General features: G+C 59.9%; 12 protein-coding genes. 6 read left to right on the top strand and 6 right to left on the bottom strand.

The features are described from left to right. Positions 1–16: 16 nt before the first annotated feature. Entirely contained in the window at positions 17–1,402 is a 1,386-nt protein-coding gene (locus WJM78_RS10975; RefSeq protein WP_042034867.1) for an SLC13 family permease, read from the bottom strand. Positions 1,403–1,556: 154 nt separating this feature from the next. Continuing rightward, the gene (gene trxC, locus WJM78_RS10970; protein ID WP_042034866.1) at positions 1,557–1,997 is read right to left on the bottom strand and encodes a thioredoxin TrxC; all 441 of its coding nucleotides are present in this window, start codon (positions 1,995–1,997) and stop codon (positions 1,557–1,559) included. 155 nt (positions 1,998–2,152) lie between these two features. Here trxC and WJM78_RS10965 point away from each other — a divergent pair, with 155 nt between their 5' ends. The 4 genes from WJM78_RS10965 (at position 2,153) to WJM78_RS10950 (ending at position 9,289) form a co-directional block, all read left to right on the top strand. Then, on the top strand, positions 2,153–4,954 hold the full coding sequence (locus WJM78_RS10965) for a response regulator (RefSeq protein ID WP_339015668.1): 2,802 nt from the start codon (positions 2,153–2,155) through the stop codon (positions 4,952–4,954). 141 nt (positions 4,955–5,095) lie between these two features. Then, the gene (locus WJM78_RS10960; protein WP_042034864.1) at positions 5,096–6,832 is read left to right on the top strand and encodes an ABC transporter transmembrane domain-containing protein; all 1,737 of its coding nucleotides are present in this window, start codon (positions 5,096–5,098) and stop codon (positions 6,830–6,832) included. Positions 6,833–6,908: 76 nt separating this feature from the next. Continuing rightward, the gene (locus tag WJM78_RS10955) at positions 6,909–8,660 is read left to right on the top strand and encodes an ABC transporter transmembrane domain-containing protein (protein ID WP_339015666.1); all 1,752 of its coding nucleotides are present in this window, start codon (positions 6,909–6,911) and stop codon (positions 8,658–8,660) included. A 155-nt stretch (positions 8,661–8,815) separates the two neighbouring features. Next, positions 8,816–9,289 (top strand): DUF4442 domain-containing protein, encoded by a 474-nt coding sequence (locus WJM78_RS10950; RefSeq protein WP_212514908.1) that lies wholly within the window; start codon positions 8,816–8,818, stop codon positions 9,287–9,289. A gap of 39 nt (positions 9,290–9,328) precedes the next feature. Here the strand turns inward: WJM78_RS10950 and ybcJ are convergent, their stop codons facing one another. From ybcJ to WJM78_RS10930, 4 genes are all read right to left on the bottom strand, one after another. Then, positions 9,329–9,562 carry a ribosome-associated protein YbcJ gene (gene ybcJ / locus WJM78_RS10945; protein WP_042034860.1) on the bottom strand — a complete coding sequence of 78 codons (234 nt, stop codon included), beginning with the start codon at positions 9,560–9,562 and terminating at the stop codon, positions 9,329–9,331. 242 nt (positions 9,563–9,804) lie between these two features. After that, positions 9,805–10,209 carry a MaoC family dehydratase gene (locus WJM78_RS10940; protein ID WP_339015662.1) on the bottom strand — a complete coding sequence of 135 codons (405 nt, stop codon included), beginning with the start codon at positions 10,207–10,209 and terminating at the stop codon, positions 9,805–9,807. Then, positions 10,206–11,990 (bottom strand): class I poly(R)-hydroxyalkanoic acid synthase, encoded by a 1,785-nt coding sequence (locus WJM78_RS10935; protein WP_339015660.1) that lies wholly within the window; start codon positions 11,988–11,990, stop codon positions 10,206–10,208. The genes WJM78_RS10940 and WJM78_RS10935 overlap by 4 nt, the downstream gene beginning before the upstream one ends. Positions 11,991–12,082: 92 nt before the next feature. Further along, positions 12,083–12,433: a phasin family protein gene (locus WJM78_RS10930; RefSeq protein ID WP_042034856.1), complete on the bottom strand. Its 351-nt coding sequence runs from the start codon at positions 12,431–12,433 to the stop codon at positions 12,083–12,085. Positions 12,434–12,749: 316 nt separating this feature from the next. Here WJM78_RS10930 and WJM78_RS10925 point away from each other — a divergent pair, with 316 nt between their 5' ends. Next, a complete protein-coding gene (locus tag WJM78_RS10925; RefSeq protein WP_108536740.1) occupies positions 12,750–13,313 on the top strand; it encodes a VC2662 family protein in 564 nt (187 codons plus the stop codon). A 78-nt stretch (positions 13,314–13,391) separates the two neighbouring features. Further along, complete coding sequence (locus WJM78_RS10920) at positions 13,392–14,147, top strand: DUF429 domain-containing protein (protein ID WP_339015657.1); 756 nt, start codon at positions 13,392–13,394, stop codon at positions 14,145–14,147. Positions 14,148–14,512 lie beyond the last annotated feature (365 nt).

Raw genomic sequence — 14,512 nt, 5'->3', positions numbered from 1 at the left:
GGTGCGAGTCAGCGGATCAGAGAATGTCTCCGACAAAGTAGGCAAGCACTGCCAGCAGCACGGTGAACACGATATTCAGTGCCATCCCCGCCTTCATCATCTCTTTCTGGCGGATATGACCGCTGGCGAAGACGATGGCATTGGGTGGGGTGGCCACCGGTAGCATGAAGGCGCAGGAGGCCCCGATGGCGATCAGTACCGCCATGACGATGGGGGATACGCCCAGCGCCTCGGCCACCCCGGCAAACAGCGGGATCAGCAGGGCGGCGGTGGCGGTATTGGAGACCAGTTCGGTCAGAAACACCACGAAGGCCGCCAGCATCAACAACACGATGAAGATGTTGGCATGGGAGAGCACGGCCGACAGGTGGCTGGCCAGGAAGGCACTGGTACCGGTGGCCTTGAGGATGGCGCTCAGGGTCAGGCCGCCGCCAAACAGCATCAGCACGCCCCAGTCGGTGTTCTGGTTGACGTCATCCCAGCTGGCGACGCGGCTAACGACGATGGCCACGATGGCGCCCATGGCGATCAGGGTATCGAGTTGAGGAACGCCGCCGAAAGCGTTGGAGATGGGCTGCGAGCCAATCCAGAGCACCACTGTGGTCAGGAAGATGGCCAGCGTGACCTTGCGTTCACGAGTCCAGTTGATGGTGACATCCTGGATTTCAACCCTGTGGTTGAGTTGTGGACGGGTGACCAGATAGAGGAGGGCAATGCCGCAGGGCATCAGGATCAGCACCACAGGGATGCCGAATTTCATCCAGTCGGTGAAGCCAATCCCCATCTGGGCGGCGGCGATGGCGTTGGGCGGACTGCCGACCAGGGTGCCGATGCCACCAATGCTGGCGCTGTAGGCGATCCCCAGCAGCACGAACACGAAGGTGGCGCGATCTTGCTTGCTGTCGAGCCGTGCCAGCATGCCGATGGCCAGTGGCAGCATCATGGCGGTGGTGGCCGTGTTACTGATCCACATGGACATGGCTGCAGTGATGGTAAACAGCAGTATGACGCCCCAACCCAGATGGCCGTTGGCCAGGTGCATCACCTTGCCCGCCATCAGGGTGTCCAGCCCCTGTTTGGAGAGGGCGGCCGCAAGGGCGAACCCCCCGAAGAACAGGAATAGGATGGGGTTGGCAAAGTCGGTGAGGGACTTGCTCATGTCAAACACCCCGAGCACGGTCGCCAGCAGTGGCACCAGCAGGGCCGTGATGGTCACGTGCAGGGCTTCAGTCAGCCAGAGAATGGCGATGAAGACCAGAATACCCAGCCCCTTGTTGACCATGGGATCAAACGGTAGCCAGGCCAGCATGGCACAGAGCAGCAGCGTATCCAGGATGACAATCCCGGATTTGATGTCTAGCCAGCGAGATGGGGTAGCGGGGGGGACAGCAGATGTGTGCATAGCGTTCTCTCGGTTAATTTATGGTTGTTGTTGTGTTGCCGAGATTACATTTATCCCGCTGTGTGAAACAGGGGGAAGTCGTCAAATCATGCCGAGACTCACAGAGTCAAGGTGGGTGAAAACATTAAAAAAACAAAAATTAAACATTTAATTATCATTTGGCGGAAGGAATGAAGGAGGCGAGCCACTCCTTGAACAGGCTCTTGGGCAGGGAACCACTGCGCTGCGCCATTATCTTGCCCTGCTTGAATACTATCAGGGTGGGGATACTGCGGATGGCGTAGCGGGCCGCGATGGCTTGCTGCTGCTCGGTATCGACCTTGGCAAAGCGAATGTTAGGTTCAAGTTCACTGGCAACTTGTTGAAAAATTGGTGAAAATTGTATGCATGGCCCGCACCAGCTGGCCCAGAAGTCGACCACGACCGGAAGGTCGGATTGGATCAGGGTATCGAACTGTTCCTCACGGCTCATGACGGGAGTGATACCAAACAGCGGTGCCTTGCAACGGCCACATTTCGCGTTTGAATCCAGTTTTTCGTCAGGCAGGCGGTTCTTGGTGAAGCAATGACTACAATAGGTAGTGATAAATGACATAATTGATTCCTGTATGCGTAAGCCCTGCAACATCTTTCTTGCACTGACAGGGCCGAGTAACGGTAACATAGCAGTCAGTTATCTTTCACTGCCAGTGATCCGGTTTCGGCATTCTGTCGGCGGATACACGGCCATGACATGAGAATCTAGACGGGATGAATAATGTGACACGGGTCAATCGTGTTGTCCTGAGCCTGATCATCGTAGCGCTGCTGGCATTCTCCGGTTATTGCTGGCAACTGCTCAGTCAGCAGCAGAAGGCCTCCGAACTCAGCGTGGCAGCGGAGTTGATCCTCAACCGGGTCAACACGGATACCGTTTATCTGCTGGGACGAGAGAAGGCCAATGATGGCAATGTGCAGCAGCGTCTCAACCAGCTGTCGAGCAATCTCGACAGCTTCGTGCGCGAGGTGCGTAATGACCCCGACGCTGCTGATAATCCTCACTCCCAATCCCTGCTGCACGACATCGACAGCTACCTGCTGGATCTGGCCAAACTCTACTCCATGGAGATGGCCATCGAGTACATAGAGCAGCCGTTTCAAAAACAGCTCAACGCCTTGCTGGCGACCCTGCCAGCAGATGCTCCTTTGGCCATAGATCTGACCGAGCTGGCACAACTCAGTCGCTACCTCAAGCGCAGCTGGGACAAGGGCGAGCAGGAGCAGCTGGAAAAGCTGCAACAACGGCTCAAGACGGCCTATCCTTCCCTTCCCGAGGTGGCAGGTCTTGCCCAGTTGAGCGAAGACGTCAGCCACCAGGTGGTGGACTACCACGTGCTGCGCAACCAGGTTATCGACATGCATGAGCTTGATGGGTTGTCGGTCTGGAAGCAGAGCAAGATGGATCAGGCCTCCTCCCTCAAGAGCCGTTTCTATCTGATCGTGCTGGGGGGGGCCATGCTCTGTTTCGCGCTGGTGGCCGTCACCCTGTGGCGTCGCAACCAGAAGCTGAGCGATCTGTCGCGTCAGACCGGCTTGCTGGCCCAGGCGAAAAGTGATTTTCTGGCCAACATGAGCCACGAGATCCGCACCCCCATGAACGCCATCATAGGCTTCAGTTCGCTGGCGCTGCAGACCGAGCTGGATCAGCAGCAGCGGGATTACCTCAGCAAGATCAAATCTTCGTCAGATACCTTGCTGTTGCTTATCAATGACATTCTGGATCTGACCAAGGTCGAGTCCGGCAAGCTGACTCTGGAAGAGATCGACTTTGATCTCAGCGAGCAGATAGATTCGCTCGCCGGCATGTTTGCCGATCTGGCCGAGCGCAAGCAGATCGAGGTCATCATCAACAAGTCACAGGCCGTGCCCGATTTCCTGCGCGGCGATCCGCTGCGACTTGGTCAGGTGCTGGTCAATCTGGTCAACAATGCCATCAAGTTTACCGAGCGGGGGGAGGTGGAAGTGGCCATCACCCTGGTCAACCAGCATCCCATGCGGGTGCGTTTTAGCGTGCGGGATACCGGGATCGGCATCGCCGAGGAGAAGCAGGCCCAGCTGTTCCAGCCTTTCACCCAGCTGGAGGCGGGGAACACCCGCAAATATGGGGGATCCGGCCTTGGTCTCAACATCTCCCAGCGGCTGGTCGAGCTGATGGGGGGGCGGATCACAGTACAGAGCAAGCCGGGCACAGGCTCTGTGTTCCAGTTCGAGATCCCCATGACCAAGGCCGTCTATGGGGTGTCTGGTCGTCGGGTCTTCTTCGAGCATCAACCGCTCATTCTGGTGATGGATGACAATGAACTGGTGCTGGATCTTGCCAAGGACATTCTCGGTCGTGCCGGTGTCCGGGTGGAGGCGGTCAACAGCCTCTCCCGGGCTCGTCAGGTGCTGCGCGAGGAGGGCCAGAACATACGGCTGGCCATCCTGGACTGGCGTATGGGGCAGGAGGATGGCCTGGATCTGGCCCTCGAGATGTACCAGCACAGCCAGTGGAGGCGCTTGCCCATCCTGATGACCAGCGCCTGGGCCAAAGAGGGACTGCACGGGCGTATGGAGAGCATGGGGCTGACCCACTTCCTGTCCAAACCCATGACAGAGAATGCCCTGCTGGCCAAGGTGGATGAGCTGCTCAATGGCAGCTCCCACGATCAGCAGATCCGCCAGGCCGAAGCCCAGGGCGATCAGCAACACTTCCGTGAGCTGCTGCAAGGCGTCAGGGTCTTGCTGGCGGAGGACAACAGGGTCAATCAGCAGCTCATCATCGAATACCTGCGCCGGGTGGATGCCGTGGTGACAGTGGTCAGCAACGGCCGTGAGGCGGTCGAGCGGGTCTCCGAGCAGCTATTTGACGTGATCCTGATGGACTTGCAGATGCCGGTGCTCGATGGCCTGGATGCGACCCGCCAGATCCGCAAGATGGTGGACAAGCACGATGTTCCCATCATAGCGCTCACCGCCAGCGCCATGCCCGGTGATCGGGAGCGTTGTCTCGGGGTCGGCATGAACGGCTATGTCACCAAACCGGTCAGCAAGCTGGATCTCTACAACAACCTGCTGCAGTGGGTGAAGAGTGCCAGCGGCGAATGCCGGGTCCCGCTGGAGGTGAAGCCGCCGGATCTGATGGGGGTGCTGGATCTGGAGGATGCCCTCAAACGGCTGGAGCAGGATAAGGAGGCACTGCAAATCCTGTTCAAGCTGTTCATGTCCGAGCACAAGGATGATCTGTGGGAGATCCGTTCCGCCCTGCGCCGTCAGCAGCCAGATATCGCCTGCCGGTTGCTGCATACCCTGAAGGGGGGGTCGGCCAATATTTCGGCCTCCCGCTTGCAGATCATGGCGGGGGAGCTGGAGTGGCGCTTGCGTCAGCAGGAGGAGCTGACCGAGCCGGATCTGGAGCAATTGCAGCGTGTATTCAGCTTGACCCGGGATGAGGTGTCTCACTTCTTGCTGACCGGTGAGCAGCAGGAAACGCCATACAGTCCCTTTGAACAGCGAGATGATCGCTTATCGTAACGGGATAAATAGCAATTATTCTCAAGCCAGCCACTTCAGGCTATCATGGCCCTCTCGTATCGCCCCCTTCTGGGGGCGATTGCATTGCGTGTTCCCGTGACGGGCGGCAGCCTCTGGCTGATCGCGACAAAGGATATCTACGTGAGCGTATTCTCAAGGCTGGGCTGGTTCTTCAAGGAGCAGTGGCGGCGTTATCTGGTCGCCATTTCCTTGTTGATGATGGTGGCCGTGTTGACCGTGATCCCCCCGAGGGTGGTGGGCTGGGTAGTGGATGGCATCGCCAAGGGCTCTCTCGATAACGATACCCTGATACGCTACCTGGCGGGGCTGTTTGTACTGGGTCTGCTTATCTATCTGCTGCGCTACGTGTGGCGGGTCATGTTGTTTGGCGCCTCTTACCGGCTGGCCTATGTGCTGCGCAACCGCCTGTTCAGCCACTTCACCCGTATGAGCCCCGATTTTTACCAGCGTCACCGCACCGGCGATCTGATGGCTCACGCCACCAACGATATCCAGGCGGTGGAGATGACGGCCGGGGAAGGGGTGTTGACCCTGGTGGACTCCATCATAGTCGGGGCGCTGGTGCTCTCCATCATGTGCAGCCAGTACTCCTGGCAGTTGACGCTGCTCTCCCTGCTGCCCCTGCCCGTGATGGCGTTTTTCATGAACCGCTTTGGCACCCAGATCTACAAGGAGTTCAAGGCGGCGCAGGGGGCCTTTTCCCGCCTTAACAATAAGACCCAAGAGGCGCTCTCCGGCGTGCGTGTACTCAAGTCCTATGCGGTTGAATCTCTGGAGGACAAGGGTTTTGCCGAGCTGACCCGGCAAGCGGGGGCGTGCAATATGGCGGTGGCCCGCATCGATGCCAAGTTCGACCCCGTCATCTATCTCTGTATCGGTTGCTCCTATTTTCTCGCCGTTGCCGGTGGCAGCGTGCTGGTGGTGCGTGACGAGCTGACCCTAGGGGAGCTCACCAGTTTCACCATGTATCTGGGTCAGCTCATCTGGCCCATGTTTGCCATCGCCTGGTTGTTCAACATCATAGAGCGGGGCAGTGCTGCCTACTCCCGCATCGAGAGCCTGCTGGCCGAGCGCAGCGATATTGAAGAGCCTGCCCAGCCGGCCACGTTTACCTCTGCTTTGCCGCTCAAGGCCAAGGGGGTGAGCTACCAGCTGGAGCAGCGCACCTTGCTGCAGGATATCGATTTCACCCTGCACCGCGGCGGCATGCTGGGGGTGGTTGGTCGCACGGGGGCGGGCAAGAGCGCTTTGCTTAAGTTGCTGATGCGCCTTGCCAACCCCACTGCCGGCGAGCTCACCATGGGCGCCGTGCCCATCGCGCAGCTGGCCCTTGGCGAGCTGCGTGACCAGTTTGCCTATGTGCCGCAGGAGCCGTTTTTGTTCTCCACCACCATAGCCGCCAACATCGCCCTTGGCAGGCCCGATGCCAGCGCTGAGGAGATAGAGCGGGTGGCGCGCATCGCCTGCGTGCACGATGACATCCGCCGCTTCCCCAGGGGCTATGAGACCGACGTGGGAGAGAAGGGGGTGACCCTCTCCGGCGGCCAGAAGCAGCGGCTCGCCATTGCCCGCGCCCTGCTGCTGGAGGGGCCGATCCTGGTGCTGGACGATGCCCTGTCGGCGGTAGATGCCCATACTGAGCTGCAGATCTTGCAAGCGCTCAAGGCTCACAGACGCACCTTGATCCTGGTCAGTCACCGTATGACGGCGGTGGAGCAGGCTGACGAGATCCTGGTGCTGGAGCAGGGGCGCGTCAGCGAGCGGGGCCGTCACGGCGTCCTGATGGCTCACAACGGTTGGTACGCAGACATGGTTCGCTATCAGCGGCTGGAACAAGACGTGGAGGAGAGCCTGTGAACCTGACCATGAAACGGCGGCTGGTGGTCTTGCTGAACCCGTTATTTACGTCTGGGACAAGATGTGGGGGGCGCCGGTGAATCCAACGATTAAACGCCTGCTGGCTTACTGTGCCCGTTATCCCCGCTGGTTGATTCAGGCCGGGATCTGCCTGCTGCTGGCCACCGGTGCCGAAGTGGCGGGCCCTCTGCTCATCAAGCTCTTCATCGATGACTACCTGGCGCCGCGTCAGCTGGTGTGGCCTGCCATTGCCGCCATTGCGGCCGGGTATCTCGGCCTGCAGGTGCTCTCGGCGGCGGGTTTCTACCTGCAATCCCTGCGCTTTAACCGCATCGCCCAGGCAGTGGTACAGACCCTGCGCGAGCAGGTATTTGCCACTGCTATACGCTTGCCGGCCCGCTACTTTGACAAACATCGCTCGGGCTCGCTCATCTCCCGTATCACCAACGACACCGAGGCGATCATGAACCTCTATGTGCAGGTGATTGGCCTGCTGGTGCAAAAGGTGGTGCTGCTGTGCGGCATCCTCATCTCCATGGCCCTGCTGGATATGCGGCTGATGCTGGTGTGCGCCTTCCTGTTACCGGCAGTGGCCGCTGTGATGTGGCTCTACCAGAAACTGAGTGTGCCCGTGGTGCGAACGACCCGCAGCTTGCTGTCCGAGATCAACAGTCGCCTCAACGAGTCGCTGCAGGGGATGCCGGTTATCCAGGCAATGGTGCAGGAGCGCCACTTCGCCAACGCCTTTGCCGAGGTGAACCAGCAGCACTGGTCGGCGCGGCTCAAGGGCCTCAAGATCAACGGTATTTTGCTGCGCCCCCTCATCGACTTGTTCTACATGATGGTGCTGATAGGCTTGCTCGCCTTGTTTGCTCACGAAGGATTGAACGCGGGCGGCGCTATCCAGGTGGGGGTGCTCTACGCCTTCATCAGCTATTTGGGTCGCATGATTGAGCCGCTGATCGAGATGACCAACCAGCTCAATCAGTTGCAGCAGGCCATGGTGGCCGGGGAGCGGGTATTTGCCCTGCTTGACGAGCCCCGTGAGAGCACTGAGGGCGAGACCCAGTCCCTGCAGGGGCGGGTCAGCTTTGACAAGGTGAGCTTCTCCTACGATGGTCAGCAACAGGTGCTGCGCGAGGTCAGCTTTGTCGTGCACCCCGGGCAGATGCTGGCGCTGGTGGGCCACACCGGCAGTGGCAAGTCCACCATCATCAGCCTGCTGATGGGTTTCTACCCGCTGGATCAGGGCACCATTCGTTTCGATGATCGCCCCATGGACACCTTGTCGCTGGCGGCGGTGCGGCGCAGCATAGGTCTGGTGCAGCAGGATCCCTTTATCTTCGTTGGGACTTTGGCGGAAAACCTGCGTCTGGGTCGTGACGGCCTCGATGAGGCGCGGCTCTGGCAGGCGCTGACCGAGGTACAGCTGGCCGATTTCGTGCTGAGTCTGCCAGATGGGCTGGACACCCTGATGGAGGAGGGGGGTAAGAACCTCTCCGCCGGTCAGCGCCAACTGCTCTCGTTTGCGCGTGCGCTGGTCGGCGATCCGCGCGTCCTCATTCTGGATGAAGCCACCGCCAGCGTGGACTCCCAGACCGAGCTGGCGCTCTCCCTGGCGCTCTCGGCGGCACGCCGTGGCCGCACCACCATTGCCATCGCCCACCGGCTCTCGACCATAGTCGATGCCGACGAGATCCTGCTGCTCTCCCGTGGCCAGGTAAGCGAGCGGGGTACTCATGGTGAGCTGATGGCGCAGGGAGGGCACTACGCCCAGCTGTTCGAGATGCAGAGTCAGGGGGCCTGGCTGGAAGAGAAGCGGGCCTGATGGCGAGGCCAGTCGTATAAAAGAGAGGTTGCCCCAGGGTCACCTCTCTTTTTTGTGTTTGCCGACAAGCCGCAGAAGCGTGCTCGGCAACCTTGTAGAGCAGGGGGTTGCGTGGCAACATGCTGTTTACATTAACTCGTCGGATCAGTTCGCATATGGACTTGCAACGTTTCAAAGCCAATATGGCGCTACGGCTGTTTGCCTGGCGTTATATTCCCGTCATCGGCTTTTGTGCCCCCGTTATCGAACGGATGGACGCCAAGGCGCTGTGCATTCGCATTCCCCTTGGCTGGCGTACCCGCAATCACCTGGGCAGCATGTATTTTGGTGCCCTGGCGACCGGCGCCGATCTGGTGGGCGGCCTGCTGGTGATGGAGAAGGGACGGTCGAGGGGCAAGAAGGTACACTTCGCCTTCAAGGATGTGCAGGGGGAGTTTCTGAAGCGGCCCGAGGGGGACGTGCAGTTTGACTGCGCGGCGGGGGAGGAGATTGACGCCATGATCGACGAGTCGCTGGCGAGCGGTCAGCGCGTCAATCGCCCCATCCAGGTGGTGGCCACCTGTCCGTCATTGAACGGAGATGAGGCGATGGCGCGTTTCGTGCTGACCCTGTCGATCAAGGCCAGCTGAATGCTAAAGGGCGCGTCGGCGCCCTTATTCAAGCCGGTATCAGAGGATCTCCGGGCTCACACCCGCTTTCACCACGACTTTCATGCCATTGAAGTTGACCACTTGCTCGGCCACTATCTTGCAGCGCTTGCGGGTTTCAATCTGGCCGTCCACTTCCACCAGACCATCGGCGACAAGGGCCTTGGCCGCGCCGCCACAATCGGCCCAGCCCTGATGCTTGATAAGGTCACACAAGGCAACGAAGGGGTGGCCTTCGAGCAGAAACGTCTCCATGGGAAATCCTCTAGATGGATGAATGGCTGAAACAGCAGGGCGGTTATTCTAGGCAGTTCGGGCCGTCAATGAAAGGGGCAGGGCGTCTATCTTCAGGCAATGCCGGTGGCCAATGAGAGGGGATCCGCGTCAGGGCGAGCAGGCTAGGGAATAATGGCTGAGGAGAGCCGCCGTCATCAGGGCGGGATCTATAAAATTCAGCCCGGTGGGGCCGGGCTGAAGGAGGGGGCTGTGATCAGCACTTAGCCAAACTTCACCACCGCCTCGCCAGTCACGGCGAGGGCCCCGGCCGCTATCACGATGCGGGTGGCCAGGGTGATGATGGGCTTGTCGGCCCGCAGAGCAATGATCTCCACCTCGGCCGTCACCCCATCCCCCACAAACACCGGTTGCTTGAAGGAGAGGCTCTGCCCCAGGTAGACGGTGCCCTTGCCCGGCAACTGCTGGCCCAGCAGCCCCGAGAAGAGGCTGGCCAGCAGCATGCCGTGCACAATGGGTCGCTCGAACGGCGTGGTGGCGGCAAAGGCCGGGTCCAGATGCAGGGGATTGAAATCCTCCGACAAGCCGGCGAATGCCCCGACTTCTGCCGCGCTGAAGCGCTTGGTCAGGCTGGCTTTTTGCCCAATTTCAAAGGGGAGTGGGCTCATGCCGGCTCCGCCTCTGGACGCTTGGCAAAAACGGGGTTGAGCCGCACCTTGACGTAGCCGCCGGGCGCCGCTTCCATTCCCTCGCTCGGGATGCGGGCGGGCACAGGCGTGGCCTCCTCCTCTCGCGCCTGGATGAAGGCGGCCATCTGTGGCCACCAGGAGCCGCTCTGATGGGTGGCCTGCGCGAGCCAGGCGGCGGGTGTGTCACTGCTTGCATCGCTGTGCCAGAAACCGTACTTGTTGGCCGCTGGCGGGTTGATGATGCCGGCGATGTGACCCGATTCGGCCAGGATGAAGCGTTGCTCGCCGCCAAACAGCTTCATGCCCTGCCAAGTGCCCTGCCAGGGGGCAATGTGATCGTCCATGGCCGAGACCAGCAGTACAGGGCTCTTCACCTTGGCGAGATCGATGCGGGTGTGGCGGATCTTGAGCTCCCCCTTCACCAGTTGATTTTCCAGATAGAGACGGCGTAGCAGGCTGCGGTGAGTCTTGCCCGCCACGTTGGTGCTGTCGCTGTTCCAGTGCAGCAGATCGAATGCCACCGGGCTTTGACCCTTGAGGTAGCTGTCGATGTAGTAATTCCAGTAGAGGCTGTTCTCTCGCAGCAGGCTGAAGGAGACCGCCAGCTGGCGTCCATCCATGATGCCCTTAGCCTCATTTTGGGCCTCCAGTGCCGCTATGATGGGCTCGTGGATGAAGATGCCGATCTCCCCCGGCTGGGAGAAATCAAGCAGGGTGGTGAACAGGGTGGCAGAGCGTACCCGCTGCTTTTGGCGCCGCGCCGCCAGCCAGCCCATGGCGAGCGACAGGGCCGTGCCGCCGATGCAGTAACCGATACCGTGCACCTCACGTTCACCTGTGGCTGCTTCCACGCCGTCCAGGGCGGCGATCACTCCATCGACCACGTAGTCGTCGAGATCGATATTGGCCTGCTCTGTTCCCGGGTTGCGCCAGGAGATCATGAATACCGTCTGGCCCTGGGCGACCAGCCAGGCGACCAGAGAATTCTGGGGACGCATGTCCATGATGTAGTACTTGTTGATGAAGGGCGGCACTATCAGCACCGGCGTCCTGGCCACCGTCTCTGTGGTTGGGCTGTACTGGATAAGCTCGTAGAGTTCGGTGCGCTGCACCACCCGGCCCGGCGTCAACGCCAGATCCCGCCCCAGTTCGAAGGCGGACTCGTCGGTGAGGCGGATGTTGAGCTGATCGGCGCTGCGCTCCAGATCTTCGGTCAGCAGGGCCAGTCCGCGCACCAGATTCTGGCCGTTGGATGCCAGCGTGAGTCTGATCAGCTCGGGGTTGGTGGCCAGAAAATTGCTGGGTGCCATGGCATTGAGGTATTGGCGGGTAAAAAATCGCAGCCGTTCCCGGGTCTTCTGGGGCAACCCTTCCAGCGCATCTATCGACGCCAGCAGGTGCCTGGCAGTCAGCAGATAGGATTGCTTGAGGTAGTCATAAAGGGGCTGATCACGCCAGGCGTCGTCCTTGAAGCGGCGATCGCTGCGCTCCGGCGTGATCACCGGCTCGCTCTCCTGGCCTGCACTTTTCAGCAGGGTGTGCTGCATCAGCTTGAGCTGATCCTGCCACCAGTTCATCTGGGCGTTGATCAGTTGCCAGGGTTGCTGGCTGCCCTGCTCCAGTACCTGGCCGAGATCGTCCAGATTGGTCTGCAATAGCGCCTGCGCGGTACGCTCTGTCTGTGCCTTGGCCATGTCCAGCAGCTTGTCGTTATAGTGGGCCAGGGCCTCGAACAGCGGGCCGTAAGATGATTGGCTCATGTTCTCTCCTTCACCCACGCCCGTGGCAGGGCGAGCCTGTCGTGTCGGGTCATGGGGAGATGTGGCTGCCCGCACCGGGCAGCCGGGGGATATCAGGCCTTGCCCGTGCTCTTTTTGATGCCGTCGGCCGCCAGGGTATCCAGCTCTTCCTTGAACTGCAGACCCAGCGTATTGAGCTTCTGGATGTCATCCAGCATCTGGCGGGAGAGCTGGCTGGCGGTTTCCAGCTGCACTGTGCCGAGAGCCGCCAGGCTTTGGGCATCCTGCACCTTGCCGGCGGCTTGCAATTGGCTCAATCCCAGTTCGGCATAGGCATTGGCGGAGGCCAGCTGCAGCCGGGTCAGCTGTTCGATGTTGCTGGCCAGCAGCTGGTTATAACGGGTGAGGGGGGCTGCAAAGTCTTGCATCTGCTCGGTAAAGGTCTTGATTACGTCCATATTCATCGCGTGTCTCCGTGGTTGACAGAAGGGTATGGCAACAGGCCGACAGGCCCATTCTTCGGTTACATCCGTTCGACTACATCCTTAAGTCGTTACGTGTCGTTTGCTCTGTTCAAACGTACGTTTCGGTATTGTGTTACCAAATGAGGCTTGGTGTAAATAATATAAATGTTAATTTTTGCTTAAAACTTGACTCTGGTTTGTCCAGTTTATGCGAATGAATTCAGACGGGGAGTGACGCAGCAGCGCTGGCCTGGCCTCGTTCCCGCACGCGAGTGCTGATAGGCTGGCCTCTCTCTGATTGTGAAGGAAAGCCCCGATGAAACCTGCCTATTTGCTGCTTGCCTGCGGCTCCCTTGCCCTGGGTGGTGTTGCCCATGCCAGCACACCCATCCAGGTCTCGCTGCCCGGTGTCAATCTGCCCGCCTCCCATCAGGTCGAAGGTGTCAGGGCCTCCTTTCTCTATGGCCGCACTGGTCAGGTGAAGGGGATAGACCTGCCCATCTTGGCCCTCTCCGACGTGGATCAGTTCAGCGGCCTGCAGCTTGGCGTTTTCCTCGGTGCCGGACGGGTGCGCCACCAGTTCAATGGGGTGGCCATCAACGCCGTCAACTGGCACGAGGGACAGGACAGGGGGATCAACTTTGGCTTCGTCAACCTGACCAACAATGTACAGGGCCTGAACTGGGGCGCCGTCAACATCGCCAAGGGCAATGCCCTGGCCAACGTGGGCTTCGTCAACTATGCCGAGCGCACCACCTTCCAGCTGGGGTTCATCAACGCCACCAAGCATCTGGACGGGTTGCAGATAGGCCTGGCCAACTACGCCGAGAACGGCATTTTCCCCATACTGCCGCTGATCAATTTCAAGAAATCCTTCTAAGGTGCGCGCCTAGCCTTGCTTTAGGGGACGCAGCCATTACCCTGTGCTCCATTGATAGTGCGCAGAGGTGACACGGGCATGACAATGAAACACATGGACGCCATCGGTATCGGCTGGGATGTGAGAGGCTGGCAGGGCAATGCCCAGGCGGTGGCTGTGGTGGGCTGGCAGGCGCGCGAGCAACGCCTGCACTGGTTTGGAGTGTCGCCCCTGTTCCGGCTGAGCTCGCGGGTGGCGCCGGATCTGGATGCCTTGCTGCGCCCGGCGCTGCAAGATGAGATGAACCTGATGCAGGTGTTAGCTTGCCCGCAGCTGGCGTTGGGGATCGATGCGCCGCTTGCGTTTCCACGCGCTCTGGGCGATCTGCTGGCAGGGAGGGCGACCGGGTGCGCCGTGCCGCAGCGGGAGATAGACAACCCTTATGCCTATCGCGACTGTGAGCGCTGGTTGCACCAGCAATATGGCAAGAAGCCCCTTTCTGCCACCTTCGACCGGCTTGGTAACAACGCCACCCTGGCGCTCGCCATGCTGCCCAGGCTGGCGGACTTGCAACTGGTACCCAGGCAGCAGCCAGAGGCCGATCGCGCCGTGCTGGAGGTCTATCCCGCCCTGGCCAAAGTGGGTGGCAAGGCCTCTGCGGTCAGGGCCGAGCTGCAACCCCATCTGCCTGCAGAGTTGGTTACGGGTACGGATCGCTACGATGCTGCGATCTGCGCCCTGATGGCGCTGCAATACGCCGCCAAGGGGAGTGTGTCTCTGTTGCCGACCCTGATACAGCCCCCCGCTGACATGGCACTGGATGAAGGCTGGGTTTATCACTTCGCGCGCCCTTGAGCAGAAGGTGGGCCTGATGGTGACAGCGGATTTTTCCCTCTTCCCACTCTGCGCCCGCCACGCCTGGCTGGCAGGTGCTGATATCAGCTGATTGCCCAGCGGGATCTTATTCTCTTTCCCTTCAGCACTGGCCACGTGCTGCGCTGCTTTATCATGCTCATATGCCATCAAACAAGAGGCTGAAACCACCTCACAAAGCATAAACCGTGACCCCTTATCCGATTCACATCTGGTAAGGCAGAAAGCCGCGGCGACTGTGCCTAAAGAGGCTGGTTGGGCAAATGAACCTTCCGTGGGCAGTTTTTAAGGCCAAATACGGCTTTGTGCTGCACAAAAGTGGAAGTTCAATATCTTCATCCGATATA

The sequence above is a fragment of the Aeromonas popoffii genome (genome assembly GCF_037818705.1).
In the GTDB taxonomy this organism is placed as follows: domain Bacteria; phylum Pseudomonadota; class Gammaproteobacteria; order Enterobacterales; family Aeromonadaceae; genus Aeromonas; species Aeromonas popoffii.
Note: the sequence above shows the minus strand (reverse complement) of the source record. Positions and strands in the feature narration are given on the sequence as shown.